Source organism: Bacillus sp. JS (assembly GCF_000259365.1).
Lineage (GTDB): Bacteria > Bacillota > Bacilli > Bacillales > Bacillaceae > Bacillus > Bacillus stercoris.
On the sequence record NC_017743.1, the window covers coordinates 507,878 to 524,737 of the forward strand.

Here is a 16,860-nt window from a genome sequence, read left to right on the forward strand (position 1 = left end):
AGTAATTCGGGCTTTGTATACGGATGGATCCTGTCCTTTTTGTCTAAAGGGCAGTTTTATAAGTGGTAAATCACGACATTACTGAAACAGCAATTAGAAGGAGTTTGAATAATTTGACTATAACGTTTCAAGATTTTAATTTAAGTTCTGATCTCATGAAAGCAATTAATCGTATGGGATTTGAAGAAGCAACACCGATTCAGGCACAAACAATACCGCTCGGACTTTCAAATAAAGACGTCATTGGACAAGCGCAAACAGGTACAGGTAAAACAGCTGCGTTTGGTATACCCCTTGTTGAAAAAATTAACCCCGAGTCTCCTAATATTCAAGCAATCGTAATCGCGCCAACCCGTGAATTAGCCATTCAAGTATCTGAAGAATTATATAAAATCGGACAAGATAAACGTGCGAAGGTTCTTCCTATTTACGGCGGACAGGATATTGGACGACAAATCCGGGCGTTAAAGAAGAATCCGAATATTATTGTCGGAACACCTGGACGTCTTCTTGACCACATCAACCGCCGCACAATTCGTTTAAACAATGTAAATACTGTTGTAATGGATGAAGCGGATGAAATGCTGAACATGGGATTCATTGACGACATTGAATCTATCCTTTCAAACGTGCCGAGCGAGCATCAGACACTTCTGTTCTCTGCTACAATGCCTGCACCGATCAAACGCATTGCAGAGCGCTTTATGACTGAGCCGGAACACGTAAAAGTGAAAGCGAAAGAAATGACGGTTTCTAACATTCAGCAGTTCTATTTGGAAGTGCAAGAACGCAAAAAATTCGATACACTGACTCGCCTTCTTGACATTCAGTCTCCTGAGCTTGCGATCGTATTCGGACGTACAAAACGCCGTGTCGATGAGCTGGCTGAAGCCCTGAACCTTCGCGGATATGCAGCTGAAGGAATTCACGGTGACTTAACGCAGGCGAAACGTATGGTTGCGCTTCGTAAATTCAAAGAAGGCGCAATCGAAGTTCTTGTCGCAACTGATGTTGCCGCTCGCGGACTTGATATTTCAGGCGTAACACATGTGTACAACTTTGACGTGCCTCAAGATCCTGAAAGCTACGTTCACCGTATCGGAAGAACGGGCCGCGCAGGAAAAACAGGTATGGCAATGACGTTTATTACACCGCGTGAGAAAAGCATGCTTCGCGCAATTGAACAAACAACAAAACGCAAAATGGACCGCATGAAAGAGCCTACACTTGATGAAGCGTTAGAAGGCCAGCAGCAGGTTACGGTTGAACGTCTTCGTACGGCAATCAGCGAAAACAACCTGAACTTCTACATGACAGCGGCAGCTGAATTGCTTGAAGATCATGATGCAGTGACTGTGGTTGCAGCGGCTATCAAAATGTCTACAAAAGAGCCGGACAATACACCGGTTCGCTTAACAGACGAAGCGCCGATGGTCAGCAAACGCTACAAAAACCAGCGCTCTTCTAAACGCAGAGACGGCCAAGGCGGCGGCTACCGCGGCGGAAAAGGGAAAAGCAACAACCGTTCTTCCTACGACAAAAAGCGTTCAAACGATCGCCGTTCGTCAGGTGACAGACGCCAGAAAAAATCATACTAATTTGATCGAATTAGAGCCCAAAACATCATGTTTTGGGCTTTTTTATATTCACGATTTGTGATTCAGCAAACTTTCAGCTGACGGAAGCTATTTTTCTATGTATGCTTAAGAATGAAACCTTTCCGTACAAGAGACGTATAAGTAACGACGAAAAAAAGGGAGGTAGGTAAATTTGAGAGAGCAGCCAAAAAACCAAATCAGTCCAGATGGATTAAAGGTTTGGCGACTTCAAGAGATCATCATATCCGCTGTTTGCTTGCTTATCGTCATAGCAGTTGCAGTGTTAAGCTATTATTTTCATTGGCCGTACTGGATCAGCGGCGTGCTCGGCGCAGTTTGGCTGCTGGGATCGATTGTGACGGTCTTTCTCATTCCGAAGGTCCGTCATAAGGTGTGGCGATATGAAGTCCATGAACATGAAATAGATATTCAGTCAGGTATTTTTGTGGTGACACGTGTGATTGTCCCGATGGTCAGGGTTCAGCACGTTGATACGTCGCAAGGGCCATTATTGAAAAAATACAATCTGGCAACAGTGAAAATTTCCACGGCTGCGACCGTTCATTCGATCCCCGCTTTAGAGATGGAGGAAGCGGACCGGCTGAGAGATTCCATTTCCCGTCTGGCAAGGGTGACTGACGATGATGTCTGAACCGAAACGCCTGCACCCGGCAGCAGTCATTTTGAATTTATGCCATACCATTATTCAAACAATAAAAAATATCATTCTGCCATTCTTTTTTGTGTATATCGTCAATTCAAACCATACTGTCCGTTTTTACGGAGCCATTGCGCTCGGTGTGCTGTTCATCTGGCTAGTAGCGGCAAGCATCATCAAATGGAGAAGGTTTACCTATCGAATTGAAGATGATGAATTTAGAATCGAAGAAGGCTTATTTGTTACGAAAAAGCGATACATATCGATTGATCGGATTCAAACGATGAATACGAGCGCGGGCCTTGTCCAGCAAATCTTTAAGCTTGTGAGGCTGCAAATTGAAACAGCGGGCGGAGGCAAGGAGGCAGAAGCCGTTCTTTCTGCTATTTCTGTGGAAGAGGCTGAACGCATCAAAGAAGCTGTCTTTAAGAAAAAAGCGCAAAGACGAGAAAATGAACTTGGTGATGAACAGCTTGAAGCTGAGGAGGAGTTAGATCCTGCCGTTGAGGTGCAAGAGCACTATCGCATGAACGCGAAAGAATTGCTCATGGCCGCTTCTACCTCTGGCGGAATCGGAGTCATTATCTCGGCTGTATTTGCGCTTATTTCCCAGCTCGATGAAGTATTGCCGATGGATTGGTTATTCGATAAATTTTCCTTTCTTCAGCACGCCAGCATCGGTATTTACGCGGTACTCATTTTTATCGGTTTATTTATCGCCTGGATTTTCAGCATTGCGGGCATGATGTTTAGATACGCGAACTTTCAAATCATAAAAAAAGAGCAGGAACTGGTGATTTCAAGAGGAATTATTGAAAAACATCAAGTCACGATTCCGTTGCGAAAAATACAAGCCATTAAAATAAAAGAAAACATCATTCGGCAGCTTTTCGGCTTTGTAACGGTGTCCATCGTCAGTGCGGGCGGCGGCGACCGGGAAAAAGAAGAAGGTGCGTTGACCATTCTCTTTCCAATGATTCATAAAAAAAAGCTTCCGCACATGCTTCGAACATTTACGCCGGAATACACGCTGGAAGAAAACTCCCGCCGCCTGCCGCGGCGCGCGTTGAAACGCTATTTGTTCCGTTCTGTCATTTTTTCGCTCTTTTTGATCATTCCGTTATGTATTTTCTTTCAGCCCTGGGGCTACCTGTCGGTCATCCTGCTTCCGATTGAATTGTTTTTCGGCTATCTCGCGTATAAAGACGCTGCGTGGACAATCAACGGGAACCGTCTGCAGCTGACGTCTAGATTTATAGGCAGAACAACCGCCATTGTACTCAAAAAACGAATGCAGGTTTGCAAGTTCAGCCAATCCTATTTCCAAAAGAAAGGCCGCCTGTATACCATTTCTACTTCAGTGAAATCATCGAGCCACATGGAAGAATTAACGGTGAGGGATGTAGGTGAAGAGGATGCAGCCTTCATTTTAAACTGGTACTCATATGAAAAAGCGGACGGTTAATACCGCCGCTCCAGCGTGTCGGCAAACCCTCGCATTCGTTGTCAGGACTGCGCTTCGGTGCTCAATGCGAAGTGGATCAACGGCTAAATTCTCAGGCGTCCTGCCTAAACGCCGTCGTCATCACATCCTGTGAATGTCCGCTCCTATGCTCGTCCTTCCTAGACTTCAAGGGTTTTCAATCACGCTGAAAAGATGACAAAATACTAAAATGAAAACCATTTTAGGATTTTGTCAACAATCTGAAGCGACGGTTAATACCGCCGCTCTTTTTTTTGCACACACAAAAACGAAAGAAGAAACCCGCCGCAAAGTCCAAACAGATGAGCCATCATGTTAATATTGGAGTTGATAAACGACATGAGAACGGCAAATGCGAGCAGGATGAGGATCATTTTGGAATGCTCCTGCCCAATTAGCTCATTGCGAAAAAGAACCATAAACAGGTACACGCCGAATAGCCCAAAAATGGCGCCTGAAGCCCCGACATGCACGTAATCAAGCGGCTCTGTAACATACGTGCCGATATTGCCGATGATGCCGGAGCCGGCGTACACAAGAAGGAAACGCGCTTTTCCCAGCATGCGTTCCAAAGCGGGGGCAAATAAAAAGATGGACATGGAATTAAACAGCAGATGTGTGAAACCGGCGTGCAGTAAAATCGGTGTAATCAGCCGCCACCATTCACCGTTAGCGACACCTAGATTATAGCCTGCGACAGTATCCCTCCATAAAACGACTGAATGGACAGGAAGTGAAAAAAACAGCCAGAGAACAGCTTGCAAAGCCAATATAAAGGTGACAACGGGATAAAGCCTGATAAACGTTTGAAAATTTTCAGTCCGTATAAACATTCCGAGCCCCTTTTCTTCATTTTGGTATATCTATAGTAACACGTTTATGAGACAAACCATTTAAATAGTACGTACGCAAAGGAGGTATCATACATGATTTACGGCATTGGACTGGATATTACCGAGCTTAAACGGATCGCCTCTATGGCTGGACGCCAGAAAAGGTTTGCCGAGCGGATTTTGACGCGAAGCGAGCTTGACCAATACCATGAGCTTTCAGAGAAAAGAAAAATCGAATTTCTCGCAGGCAGATTTGCGGCAAAAGAAGCGTTCTCAAAAGCATTTGGCACCGGTATAGGGAGGCAGCTCAGTTTTCAGGACATTGAAATTAGGAAAGACCAAAATGGCAAGCCCTACATCATTTGTACCAAACTGAGCCAGGCCGCCGTTCACGTATCAATCACTCACACAAAAGAATACGCTGCCGCGCAGGTTGTGATTGAAAGGTTGTCAAGCTAGTCTGCATATTAGGGAAACCCCACTCATATATTTGATAGTGCATTAAGGGAGACAAGTTGTTTGAGGCTTTTATGGTACGCATCTGTTCTGCCTAAACGTGTACCGAGCGTACCGTTAAAGTCAAACAAGCGATTTCTTCCTTTTACATCAATTGAGAAAAAGGGGTTGAAAAAGGTGAGAAAAAGCTTTGTTTTGCTTTTAACGGGACTGCTTGCTGTTCTTATTCTTTCTGCCTGCGGGCAAAAAACACAGCAAGATATTGTGGCCGGGTTAGATGAAAAGGCGAAAGAATACACCTCGTACAAAGCAAAAGCGAAAATGACCATCGAGACAGGGAGTGAGCCTCAAGTATACAATGTGGAAATCTGGCACAAAAAGCCGTCTCTGTACAGGGTTTATTTAGAAAATCCGAAAAAGGACCAAAACCAAGTCATTTTACGAAATGAAAACGGAGTATTCGTTCTCACGCCGTCTTTAAATAAGAGCTTCAGATTTCAAAGCGACTGGCCGAACAACAGCAGTCAGGTCTATCTGTTTGAATCGCTCGTAAAGGATGTTCAAAACGATTCGGATGCAGTTTTCACAGCGAAAGAAAAGAAATACGTATTCGAAACAAAAACAAACTATCAGCATAACAAAATGCTGCCGACGCAAGAAATCACTTTTAACAAAAAAGATATGAGCCCGTCATCTGTCAAAGTGATGGATACTGACCGGAAAGTGATGGTCAAAGTAGAATTCAGCAACTTTGAATTTAATAAACAATTTGATAAAGAATCATTTGACGAAAAGAAAAATATGACCCTTTCTCAAATGGATGTTGCCACAAGCGCGAAGCCTTCCGATACATTCGCGGTCAAAACGCCGCTGGAACTGCCGCTTGGCGTAAAGCTGCTTGAAGAAAAAGATATCTCTACTGAAGACGGGAAGCGCATTATCATGACGTACGGAGGAGAAAAATCATTTACGTTAATTCAGGAAAAAGCCCAGATTGCCAAGGCCTCCTCCTCCGTTACGCTGAACGGCGAACCGGTAAATCTCGGCTACACCATCGGCGCTTTGTCGGATGCATCATTATCATGGACATATGACGGCGTTGATTACCTTCTCTCTTCTAAAGATCTTTCTAAAGAGGAAATGGTGACAGTAGCGAAAAGCATGCAGGGACAATCATCGAAATAACCGCCAAAGGCCAAACATGATTTGGCCTTTTTTTCGTTAGACATCGTTTCCCTTTGGCCTTTAATTTTAGTATGATATGTAAATGATATTGAATAAAAGCTAGGAAGTGTCGTAATGAGCACAAAACCTTTTTACAGGGATACGTGGGCGGAAATTGACTTGTCCGCGATAAAGGAAAATGTCAGCAATATGAAAGAACATATCGGTGAACATGTCCAGCTAATGGCAGTTGTAAAAGCAAACGCCTACGGGCATGGTGATGCAGAAACAGCAAAGGCTGCTCTTGACGCAGGTGCTTCATGCTTGGCCGTAGCCATTTTGGATGAAGCGATTTCACTGCGTAAAAAGGGCTTGAAGGCGCCTATATTGGTGCTCGGCGCGGTTCCCCCGGAGTATGTGGCAATCGCTGCGGAGTATGACGTGACCTTAACGGGTTATTCCGTTGAATGGCTTCAGGAGGCAGCCCGCCACACGAAAAAAGGTTCTCTTCATTTTCATCTGAAGGTCGATACGGGGATGAACAGGCTTGGTGTCAAAACAGAGGAAGAAGTTCAGAATGTGATGGCCATTCTTGACCGCAACCCCCGTTTAAAGTGCAAAGGGGTATTTACCCATTTTGCGACAGCAGATGAAAAAGAAAGAGGCTATTTCTTAAAGCAGTTTGAGCGTTTTAAAGAGCTGATTGCTCCGCTGCCGTTAAAGAATTTGATGGTCCACTGCGCAAACAGCGCCGCCGGACTTCGGCTGAAAAAAGGCTTTTTTAATGCAGTCAGATTCGGCATCGGCATGTATGGCCTTCGCCCGTCTGCTGACATTTCGGACGAGATACCGTTTCAGCTGCGTCCGGCATTCACCCTGCATTCGACGCTGTCGCATGTCAAACTGATCAGAAAAGGCGAGAGCGTCAGCTACGGAGCCGAGTACACAGCAGAAAAAGACACATGGATCGGGACGGTGCCTGTAGGCTATGCGGACGGCTGGCTCCGAAAATTGAAGGGGACCGACATCCTTGTGAAGGGAAAACGCCTAAAAATTGCCGGTCGAATTTGCATGGACCAATTTATGGTGGAGCTGGATCAGGAATATCCGCCGGGCACAAAAGTCACATTAATAGGTCGGCAGGGAGATGAATATATTTCCATGGATGAGATTGCAGGAAGGCTCGAAACCATTAACTATGAAGTGGCCTGTACAATAAGTTCCCGCGTTCCCCGTATGTTTTTGGAAAATGGGAGTATAATGGAAGTAAGAAATCCTTTGTTGCAGGTCAATACAAGCAATTAGCTTACTTATATGGCGAATTTATAAAACAGCTTTGCTTGAAGAGTGAATAATGGTATCATTATCACTGGATGGATAAAAGAGTCGTATCCGTAAGTTTGGTGGAGGTGTATGTTTTTTGTCTGAATCCAGCGCAAGAACCGAAATGAAAATCAGCTTGCCCGAAAACCTAGTAGCTGAATTGGATGGTGTAGCGATGCGGGAGAAACGAAGCAGAAACGAACTGATATCACAAGCAGTGAGAGCGTATGTCAGCGAACGAACAACTCGTCACAACCGTGATTTGATGAGACGCGGCTATATGGAAATGGCGAAAATCAACCTGAATATTTCTTCTGAGGCTCACTTTGCGGAGTGCGAGGCTGAAACGACAGTTGAGCGCTTAGTCAGCGGAGGATAATCATTTGATTGTGAAACGCGGCGATGTTTATTTTGCTGATTTATCTCCTGTTGTTGGCTCAGAGCAAGGCGGGGTGCGCCCGGTTTTAGTGATCCAAAATGACATCGGAAATCGCTTCAGCCCAACTGCTATTGTTGCAGCCATAACAGCACAAATACAGAAAGCGAAATTACCAACCCACGTCGAAATCGATGCAAAACGCTACGGTTTTGAAAGAGATTCCGTTATTTTGCTGGAGCAAATTCGGACGATTGACAAGCAAAGATTAACGGATAAGATTACTCATCTGGATGATGAAATGATGGATAAGGTTGATGAAGCCTTGCAAATCAGTTTGGCACTCATTGATTTTTAGACATATTTGCAGGTTGCTCACAAAGAGCAACTTTTTTTGTTTTCAAAAAACATAAACGATATAATAATGAAATAACGAAAAAATATGTTGTTTTTTATTGGGAGGTAAGCGAATTTGATGTCGAACCAGACTGTATACCAGTTCATTGCCGAAAATCAAAATGAACTGCTCCAACTGTGGACTGACACACTAAAAGAATTAAGCGATCAAGAATCCTATCAGCTGACTGACCAAGTGTATGAAAATATATCTAAAGAGTATATCGACATTCTGCTGCTGTCTGTTAAGGACGAAAACGCTGCTGAAAGCCAAATCAGTGAACTGGCGCTTCGAGCGGTCCAAATCGGAATTTCTTTGAAGTTTTTGGCTACTGCGCTTGCTGAATTCTGGAAACGTCTCTACACGAAAATGAATGATAAGAGATTGCCAGATCAAGAGAGCACGGAGTTAATCTGGCAGATTGACCGATTTTTCAGCCCGATTAACACAGAAATTTTTAATCAATACTCAATCTCATGGGAAAAAACAGTATCCCTGCAAAAGATCGCGCTGCAGGAGCTGTCTGCGCCGCTTATTCCGGTGTTTGAAAATATCACCGTGATGCCGCTAGTTGGAACAATTGATACAGAACGCGCGAAACGAATTATGGAAAACCTTCTTAATGGCGTTGTCAAACACCGTTCCCAAGTCGTGCTAATTGACATTACGGGTGTCCCTGTCGTCGATACGATGGTTGCCCATCATATTATTCAGGCATCAGAAGCGGTAAGGCTTGTCGGAGCAAAATGCCTGCTGGCCGGAATCCGCCCGGAAATTGCTCAAACCATCGTTAACCTGGGGATTGATTTATCCCAAGTTATAACTAAGAATACCCTGCAAAAAGGAATTCAAACAGCGTTGGAAATGACGGATCGAAAAATCGTTTCATTGGGGGAATAACATTGTGAGACATCCAAAAATCCCGATCTTGAAACTGTATAATTGCTTATTAGTGTCCATTCAATGGGAACTTGATGACCAAACTGCATTAACCTTTCAAGAAGACTTATTAAATAAAATATATGAAACAGGTGCTAACGGCGTTGTCATTGACCTGACATCTGTGGATATGATTGATTCATTTATCGCAAAAGTGCTGGGCGACGTCATAACAATGTCCAAGTTAATGGGGGCAAAAGTTGTCTTGACCGGCATTCAGCCCGCTGTGGCAGTGACGCTGATCGAACTTGGAATCGCGCTTGAGGAAATCGAAACAGCGCTCGACTTAGAGCAAGGGCTTGAGACATTGAAGCGGGAATTGGGGGAATAGCGAATGAACGACCAATCCTGTGTAAAAATCATGACAGAATGGGATATTGTAGCCGCCAGACAGCTGGGACGAAACGTTGCGAAAGAACTGGGTTTCGGCACTGTAGACCAGGCTAGAATTACAACGGCTATTTCAGAATTAGCCAGGAATATTTATTTATATGCCGGCAAAGGGCAGATTGGAATTGAACAGGTCGCAGACAGAGGAAAAAAGGGCCTGAAAATCATAGCGGAAGACCAAGGGCCGGGAATTCCTGATATCCGAAAAGTCATGGAAGACGGATTTTCAACGTCTGGAGGACTTGGTGCGGGACTTCCCGGGGTCAAAAGGCTGATGGATGAATTCAGCTTAAATTCCGTATCGGGGGAAGGAACAGAGATACAAGCCATCAAATGGCTTCGGTAGGAGGTAAGAACGTGGATTTTAGGGAGGTTATTGAGCAGCGGTATCATCAGCTGCTTAGCCGATATATAGCCGAATTAACAGAAACATCTTTATATCAAGCCCAAAAATTCAGCCGAAAAACAATCGAGCACCAAATTCCTCCGGAAGAAATCATCAGTATTCATAGAAAAGTGCTGAAGGAGCTGTATCCAAGTCTCCCGGAAGATGTGTTTCATTCGCTGGATTTTTTAATAGAAGTCATGATTGGTTATGGAATGGCTTATCAGGAGCATCAAACCCTTAGAGGGATACAGCAGGAAATCAAATCAGAAATTGAAATCGCAGCTAATGTCCAGCAGACGCTGCTCGGAACAAAAATTCCGCAGGAGGACGCGCTGGATATCGGCGCCATCAGTGTGCCTGCCAAACAGATGAGCGGTGACTACTACCACTTCGTCAAAGACAAGGAATCCATTAATATTGCAATCGCGGACGTGATCGGGAAAGGCATTCCAGCAGCTCTTTGTATGTCCATGATTAAATACGCAATGGACTCTTTGCCGGAAACGGGCATACACCCTTCCCAGGTGCTGAAAAATTTAAATCGTGTTGTTGAACAAAACGTTGACGCTAGTATGTTTATTACGATGTTTTATGCCAATTACAATATGGACAAGCATCGATTTACATATGCTTCGGCGGGACATGAACCGGGATTCTATTATTCTCAAAAAGACAACGCGTTTTATGATTTAGAGGCTAAAGGACTCGTTCTCGGCATCTCGCAGGATTATGACTACAGACAATTCGATCAGCATCTGGAAAAGGGTGATATGATCGTTTTATTTTCTGACGGCGTCACAGAATGCAGAACAGAAAACGGTTTCTTGGAGCGTCCTGATTTGCAGAAGCTCATTGAGGAACATATGTGTTCCTCCGCGCAGGAAATGGTCAAAAACATTTATGACAGCCTCCTCAAATTACAGGACTTTCAGCTTCACGATGATTTTACGTTAATTGTTTTGCGGAGAAAGGTTTAACGTCTGCCAGACGAGGGTATAAAGCAACTAGTGACTTGAAGGAAAATTTGAGGTGATACGGATGAATATAAATGTTGATGTGAAGCAAAACGAGAATGATATACAAGTAAACATTGCAGGAGAAATTGATGTATACTCAGCGCCGGTGCTCAGAGAGAAGCTTGTGCCTCTGGCAGAACAAGGTGCGGACTTAAGAATTTGCCTGAAAGATGTCAGCTACATGGACAGTACCGGATTGGGCGTTTTTGTAGGGATCTTTAAAACAGTAAAAAAACAAGGCGGTTCGTTAAAACTTGAAAATCTTTCTGACCGCCTGATCCGCCTGTTTGACATTACAGGCCTGAAGGACATCATTGATATTTCTGCAAAGTCAGAAGGTGGAGTGCAATGAAGAATAAAGCTGATTACATCGAAATGAAAGTGCCGGCCCAACCTGAGTATGTGGGAATTATAAGACTGACGCTGTCAGGCGTCGCAAGCAGAATGGGCTATACGTATGATGAAATTGAAGATTTGAAAATCGCAGTCAGTGAAGCGTGCACAAATGCGGTTCAGCATGCTTACAAAGAAGATAAAAATGGGGAAGTGTCAATACGATTCGGTGTGTTTGAAGACCGTTTAGAGGTTATTGTGGCGGATGAAGGAGACAGCTTTGACTTTGATCAAAAGCAGCAGGATCTAGGGCCGTACACACCTTCGCACACAGTTGATCAATTATCAGAAGGAGGGCTCGGTCTATATTTAATGGAAACGCTCATGGATGAAGTTAGAGTGCAAAATCACTCCGGCGTCACTGTAGCGATGACAAAGTATTTAAATGGGGAGCGAGTTGATCATGACACAACCATCAAAAACTACGAAACTAACTAAAGATGAAGTCGATCGGCTCATAAGCGATTACCAAACAAAGCAAGATGAACAGGCGCAGGAAACGCTTGTGCGGGTGTATACAAATCTGGTTGACATGCTTGCGAAAAAATATTCAAAAGGCAAAAGCTTCCACGAGGATCTCCGCCAGGTCGGCATGATCGGGCTGCTCGGCGCGATTAAGCGATACGATCCTGTTGTCGGGAAATCGTTTGAAGCTTTTGCAATTCCGACAATCATCGGTGAAATTAAACGTTTCCTCAGAGATAAAACATGGAGCGTTCACGTGCCGAGACGAATTAAAGAACTGGGGCCAAGAATCAAAATGGCAGTTGATCAGCTGACGACTGAAACACAAAGATCGCCGAAAGTTGAAGAGATTGCCGAATTCCTCGATGTTTCTGAAGAAGAGGTTCTTGAAACGATGGAAATGGGCAAAAGCTATCAAGCCTTATCCGTTGACCACAGCATTGAAGCGGATTCGGACGGAAGCACCGTCACGATCCTTGATATCGTCGGATCACAGGAGGATGGATATGAGCGAGTCAACCAGCAAATGATGCTGCAAAGCGTGCTTCATGTCCTTTCAGACCGTGAAAAACAAATCATAGACCTTACGTATATTCAAAACAAAAGCCAAAAAGAAACTGGGGACATTCTCGGTATATCTCAAATGCACGTCTCGCGTCTGCAGCGCAAAGCTGTGAAGAAGCTCAGAGAGGCCTTGATTGAAGATCCCTCGATGGAGTTAATGTAATGATCCAGGTTGAAGAAAACGAGCATATTCAAACTCTAGTATATCAACTGAATAAAGAAGGAAAATCGATTTGCGGAGACAGCTTTTTTATGAAAGCTGATGACAAGGAATTAATTTGCGCGGTTGCTGACGGACTTGGAAGCGGATCGCTTGCAAACGAATCCTCTGCAGCCATCAAAGACTTAGTGGAAAACTATGCGAATGAAGACGTACAAAGCATTATCGAACGCTGTAATCAGGCGATGAAAAACAAAAGAGGCGCCACAGCATCTATCCTGAAAATCAATTTTGAACAAAGGCAGTTTACGTACTGCGCTGTCGGCAATGTACGGTTTATTCTGCATTCCCCGTCTGGTGAAAGCTTTTATCCTCTGCCGATTTCGGGCTACTTATCAGGCAAGCCGCAAAAATACAAAACGCACACCGCTACTTATGAGAAGGGTTCAAAGTTCATTATACATACAGATGGACTCAACGTACCCGATATCCGCTCCCATTTGAAAAAGGGCCAATCGGTAGAAGACATATCGAATTCGCTGAAAATGTATACGACATCGAGAAAAGATGATCTGACCTATATTCTTGGACATCTGTCCTAGGAAACCAGAAAAAAGAAGCTGGACATCCGGCTTCTTTTTTTTTGCGGTTGACTATTAGTAAGGGCGCTTATTATAATTAATAAGTGAACTTATCAATTTGGGGGCTTATGGGATGTGGAATGATGAATACAATGCGATAGCTGATGCGAATATAGACAAAATCTGGAGCCGTTATCAGGAAACAGAAACATGGGATCAATGGGATGCGGGTCTTGCATCAGCTTCTTTGAAGGGACCATTTCAAAAGGGAACGGAAGGAACATTGCATCTGCAAGGAAAAACAGTTTCTTTTTGGCTTGAGCATGTGGAGAAACATCGGTCATTTTCTGTCATGGCCAACATGCCGCATAACAATGTAAAAATGGAATTTTTTCACGTGCTTCAAAAGCAAAAAGAAGGTTTGCGTATCACACATGGAATTGTATTAGATGGTGCTGAAGCAAAAAAATGTGGAGAAATCATTGGTACTGAACTGTCTAAAGACATCCCGGCGGCTGTCAGCAGGCTTGTTCACCTATGCGGAGGAGTGATAAAATAAACACAAATTATTGGATCGGCGTTGTGTCAGAGCAGCATGTATTAAAAGGTGCTGCCGGTGGTTTTGCACAGCTGTGCCATGGAAAAAAAGCCCCGCTCGCCAAAATGAAAGAGGGAGATTGGCTGATTTATTATTCTCCGAGAGACGCATATCCAGACGGCAAACTGCTGCGAAGCTTTACCGCGATTGGCAAAGTGAAAAGCGGAAACATCTACCCGTATCAAATGGCGCCGAATTTTATCCCATACCGATTAGATATAGACTATTATCCATGCCATAAAATCGGTTTTTACGACATTAAACCAAAGCTTGAATTTGTTCAGGAAACCAAGCATCTTGGCTTTTTATTTCGCAGAGGACACTTTGAAATCAGCAAAAATGATTTTTTGACAATAGCACAAGCGATGGGAGTTAACATAAGTGGAATGGCACTCTAAATTTAGCGGTCCGAACACAAGCCCGGGCTTTTTATTATGGCAGGCCACGCAAAGCTGGCAGCGGAAAGTGGGAAAAGCGTTGGCTGAGTTTGACCTGACCCACGTTCAATTTGTTCTGCTGACCTCGTGCAAGTATATGATTGCTCACGGAGAAACTGTCACGCAAAAAAAACTTGCAAGCTTCAGCCAGACCAATATTATGATGGTTTCGGAGGTTGTGCGGACGCTTGAGAAAAAAGGATTTATCCAAAGAAGCAAAAATCCCCAGGATAAAAGAGAGGTTCTTTTGTCGATTACAGAAACAGGCGAAGAAAAAGTAACAGCGGCTCTGCCGATCGTTGAGGAGATTGATCAAGTTTTCTTTTCAGCTGCGATGAAAGAAGAGAATTTTCTAAACGGCCTGCGGGAGCTTTTAAAAAATGAATAAAGATATGGGCAGCGCCAGCTGTCTTTTTTTATGTGTTTTTTTCGGTTTTTGATACACTAGAGAAAGAACGACAAAATTGGAGGCTTTGGTTACATGGAAACGTCAGCCCTTTTAAAACAGCAAATTGCGAAAGAAATAGGTTTATCACAAAAACATGTTGAAAGTGTTATCCGTCTGCTTGAGGACGGCAACACAGTCCCGTTTATTGCCCGGTATCGAAAAGAGCAGACGGGTTCAATGGATGAGGTTCAGATTCAAACGATTTCTGAACGCTGGCAATACATACAAAACCTGAATCAGCGAAAAGAAGAAGTCATCAGGCTGATTGCAGAGCAGGATAAACTGACAGATGATCTAAAACGTAAAATCGAGCAATCGGTGAAGCTTCAGGAAGTAGAAGACCTTTACCGCCCTTATAAACAAAAACGCAAAACAAAGGCGACAGTCGCTAAAAGCAAAGGCCTGGAGCCGCTTGCCGACTATATCCTGACACTCCCCCAAGATGATCGTCTGGCAAAAACAGCAGAACAGTACATCAGCGAAGAAAAAGAAGTGTTCACACGAGAAGAAGCGATTGAGGGCGCCAAGCACATTATTGCGGAACAAATCTCAGACGAGCCGTCTTTCAGAAAGTGGATTCGCCAGGAAACCTTCAAAAAAGGAACCATTAAGTCTGTTGCCGGAAAGTCGGCAGACACGGACGAAAAAAATGTGTATGAAATGTATTATGAATATGAAGAGCCAATCGCAAAGGTCGTTCCGCACAGGGTGCTGGCAATGAACCGCGGCGAAAAAGAAGACATTTTAAAGGTATCGATCGAACCGCCTGCGGATCACATTAAAGCGTATTTAGAAAAACAAATCATCAAAAACCGCTCAACATCCGTAAAAGAGATTTTACAGGAGACGATTGAGGACAGCTATAAAAGACTGATCCAGCCGGCAATCGAGCGCGAAATCAGGAAAGAGCTCTCAGAAAAAGCCGATGAACAGGCGATTCATATTTTCTCAGAAAACTTGAGAAAGCTTCTGCTTCAGCCGCCAATGAAAGGCAAAACCGTTCTCGGTGTTGACCCAGCCTTTCGAACCGGCTGTAAGCTCGCTGTGTCAGATGAGACCGGAAAAGTCTTGAAAATTGATGTAATCTATCCGCATGCGCCAGTCAACAAAACAAAAGAAGCCCATGAAAAAGTGAAAAAGATTCTTGAGCAATATCAAGTCGAGATGGTGGCGATCGGAAACGGCACAGCATCCAGAGAAACAGAACAATTCATTGTCAATGTACTAAAGGATATGCCGCGCAAAATTTATTATGTAATTGTCAATGAAGCTGGAGCAAGTGTCTATTCGGCTTCTGAGCTTGCCCGAGAAGAATTCCCTGACCTTAAGGTTGAAGAGCGCAGTGCTGTATCTATTGCGCGAAGACTTCAAGACCCGCTCGCGGAGCTCGTTAAGATCGATCCGAAGTCTGTGGGTGTCGGACAGTATCAGCATGACGTCAGCCAAAAGCGCTTAAATGAATCTCTGCGGTTTGTCGTCGAAACGGTCGTAAACCAGGTTGGAGTAAACGTCAACACAGCATCTGCCGCGCTGCTTCAGTATGTAGCGGGATTATCGAAGTCTGTCGCAGGCAACGTTGTCAAAAAACGTGAGGAAATCGGAAAGTTTTCAAATCGAAAAGAACTGAAGGACATCCCAAGGCTCGGTGCGAAAACTTACGAGCAATGTATCGGTTTCTTAAGAGTGCAGGAAGGAACAGAGCCTTTGGATAGAACAGGCATCCACCCGGAAAGCTATAAAGAAACAAAAGAGCTATTGAAAAAACTCGGGCTTTCAACAGAACATATCGGCACGGCGGAATTGAAGGACAAAATCAATCAGCTGGCGCTTTCTGAAACGGCAAAAGAGCTGGGAATCGGCGAAATCACTCTGAAAGACATTCGTGAACAGCTGACAAGGCCGGAACGCGATCCGCGCGACGAGGTGCCAAAGCCTTTGCTGAAAACAGACGTCCTTCAGCTGGAAGATTTGAAAGAGGGAATGGAACTGCAGGGCACCGTGCGCAATGTAGTGGACTTTGGAGCGTTTGTTGATATCGGCGTCAAACAAGACGGGCTTGTGCATATCTCAAAACTCAGCAATCAATTCGTCAAGCATCCTCTTGATGTTGTCTCTGTCGGCGATATCGTGACAGTTTGGGTTGACGGCGTAGATGTACAAAAAGGCAGAGTATCGCTGTCTATGGTAAAATAA

Annotated in this window: 20 protein-coding genes and 1 pseudogene; 20 read left to right on the plus strand and 1 reads right to left on the minus strand. The window is 44.2% G+C overall.

Going from position 1 to position 16,860, the window contains the following annotated elements:
* Positions 1–113: 113 nt before the first annotated feature.
* The 3 genes from cshA to MY9_RS02595 all read left to right on the plus strand — a co-directional run bounded on the left by cshA (position 114) and on the right by MY9_RS02595 (position 3,721).
* Positions 114–1,598, plus strand: coding sequence for a degradosome RNA helicase CshA (cshA, locus tag MY9_RS02585; protein WP_040084118.1), 1,485 nt, complete (start codon positions 114–116; stop codon positions 1,596–1,598).
* Between the two features lie 172 nt (positions 1,599–1,770).
* Positions 1,771–2,250 (plus strand): PH domain-containing protein, encoded by a 480-nt coding sequence (locus tag MY9_RS02590; RefSeq protein ID WP_014662848.1) that lies wholly within the window; start codon positions 1,771–1,773, stop codon positions 2,248–2,250.
* Complete coding sequence (locus MY9_RS02595) at positions 2,240–3,721, plus strand: PH domain-containing protein (protein ID WP_014662849.1); 1,482 nt, start codon at positions 2,240–2,242, stop codon at positions 3,719–3,721. Before MY9_RS02590 ends, MY9_RS02595 begins: the two co-directional genes overlap by 11 nt.
* A 251-nt stretch (positions 3,722–3,972) precedes the next feature.
* On the opposite strand, the gene MY9_RS02600 is transcribed toward MY9_RS02595, so the two are convergent.
* Complete coding sequence (locus MY9_RS02600; RefSeq protein ID WP_014662850.1) at positions 3,973–4,572, minus strand: rhomboid family intramembrane serine protease; 600 nt, start codon at positions 4,570–4,572, stop codon at positions 3,973–3,975.
* Between the two features lie 93 nt (positions 4,573–4,665).
* Between MY9_RS02600 and acpS the strand changes: the two genes are divergently transcribed.
* From acpS to MY9_RS02690, 17 genes and pseudogenes are all read left to right on the plus strand, one after another.
* Positions 4,666–5,031 carry a holo-ACP synthase gene (gene acpS / locus MY9_RS02605; protein ID WP_014475874.1) on the plus strand — a complete coding sequence of 122 codons (366 nt, stop codon included), beginning with the start codon at positions 4,666–4,668 and terminating at the stop codon, positions 5,029–5,031.
* Positions 5,032–5,196: 165 nt separating this feature from the next.
* On the plus strand, positions 5,197–6,213 hold the full coding sequence (locus tag MY9_RS02610; RefSeq protein ID WP_080478309.1) for a LolA family protein: 1,017 nt from the start codon (positions 5,197–5,199) through the stop codon (positions 6,211–6,213).
* Positions 6,214–6,327: 114 nt separating this feature from the next.
* Entirely contained in the window at positions 6,328–7,497 is a 1,170-nt protein-coding gene (alr, locus tag MY9_RS02615; RefSeq protein ID WP_014662852.1) for an alanine racemase, read from the plus strand.
* Positions 7,498–7,612: 115 nt separating this feature from the next.
* The gene (gene endB, locus MY9_RS02620; protein ID WP_003225183.1) at positions 7,613–7,894 is read left to right on the plus strand and encodes a type II toxin-antitoxin system antitoxin EndoAI; all 282 of its coding nucleotides are present in this window, start codon (positions 7,613–7,615) and stop codon (positions 7,892–7,894) included.
* A 4-nt stretch (positions 7,895–7,898) separates the two neighbouring features.
* Complete coding sequence (gene ndoA, locus MY9_RS02625; protein WP_003156187.1) at positions 7,899–8,249, plus strand: type II toxin-antitoxin system endoribonuclease NdoA; 351 nt, start codon at positions 7,899–7,901, stop codon at positions 8,247–8,249.
* Between the two features lie 114 nt (positions 8,250–8,363).
* Complete coding sequence (gene rsbRA / locus MY9_RS02630; protein ID WP_014662853.1) at positions 8,364–9,188, plus strand: RsbT co-antagonist protein RsbRA; 825 nt, start codon at positions 8,364–8,366, stop codon at positions 9,186–9,188.
* Positions 9,189–9,192: 4 nt separating this feature from the next.
* Positions 9,193–9,558, plus strand: coding sequence for an RsbT antagonist protein RsbS (rsbS, locus tag MY9_RS02635; RefSeq protein ID WP_003225190.1), 366 nt, complete (start codon positions 9,193–9,195; stop codon positions 9,556–9,558).
* Between the two features lie 3 nt (positions 9,559–9,561).
* The gene (gene rsbT / locus MY9_RS02640) at positions 9,562–9,963 is read left to right on the plus strand and encodes a serine/threonine-protein kinase RsbT (protein ID WP_003240352.1); all 402 of its coding nucleotides are present in this window, start codon (positions 9,562–9,564) and stop codon (positions 9,961–9,963) included.
* 11 nt (positions 9,964–9,974) lie between these two features.
* Positions 9,975–10,982, plus strand: a complete 1,008-nt coding sequence (gene rsbU, locus MY9_RS02645) for a phosphoserine phosphatase RsbU (protein ID WP_014662854.1) — start codon at positions 9,975–9,977, stop codon at positions 10,980–10,982.
* A gap of 61 nt (positions 10,983–11,043) precedes the next feature.
* The gene (gene rsbV / locus MY9_RS02650) at positions 11,044–11,373 is read left to right on the plus strand and encodes an anti-sigma factor antagonist RsbV (RefSeq protein ID WP_014662855.1); all 330 of its coding nucleotides are present in this window, start codon (positions 11,044–11,046) and stop codon (positions 11,371–11,373) included.
* On the plus strand, positions 11,370–11,852 hold the full coding sequence (gene rsbW / locus MY9_RS02655; RefSeq protein WP_014662856.1) for an anti-sigma B factor RsbW: 483 nt from the start codon (positions 11,370–11,372) through the stop codon (positions 11,850–11,852). Before rsbV ends, rsbW begins: the two co-directional genes overlap by 4 nt.
* On the plus strand, positions 11,818–12,606 hold the full coding sequence (gene sigB / locus MY9_RS02660; protein WP_014662857.1) for an RNA polymerase sigma factor SigB: 789 nt from the start codon (positions 11,818–11,820) through the stop codon (positions 12,604–12,606). Before rsbW ends, sigB begins: the two co-directional genes overlap by 35 nt.
* Positions 12,606–13,205, plus strand: a complete 600-nt coding sequence (gene rsbX, locus MY9_RS02665) for a phosphoserine phosphatase RsbX (protein WP_014662858.1) — start codon at positions 12,606–12,608, stop codon at positions 13,203–13,205. The genes sigB and rsbX overlap by 1 nt, the downstream gene beginning before the upstream one ends.
* A 302-nt stretch (positions 13,206–13,507) precedes the next feature.
* Positions 13,508–13,743, plus strand: a pseudogene (locus MY9_RS21825) (hypothetical protein).
* Complete coding sequence (locus MY9_RS02680) at positions 13,740–14,180, plus strand: EVE domain-containing protein (protein ID WP_041521478.1); 441 nt, start codon at positions 13,740–13,742, stop codon at positions 14,178–14,180. Before MY9_RS21825 ends, MY9_RS02680 begins: the two are co-directional and overlap by 4 nt.
* Complete coding sequence (locus MY9_RS02685) at positions 14,164–14,607, plus strand: MarR family winged helix-turn-helix transcriptional regulator (protein ID WP_014662861.1); 444 nt, start codon at positions 14,164–14,166, stop codon at positions 14,605–14,607. Before MY9_RS02680 ends, MY9_RS02685 begins: the two co-directional genes overlap by 17 nt.
* Positions 14,608–14,700: 93 nt before the next feature.
* Positions 14,701–16,860, plus strand: coding sequence for a Tex family protein (locus MY9_RS02690; protein WP_014662862.1), 2,160 nt, complete (start codon positions 14,701–14,703; stop codon positions 16,858–16,860).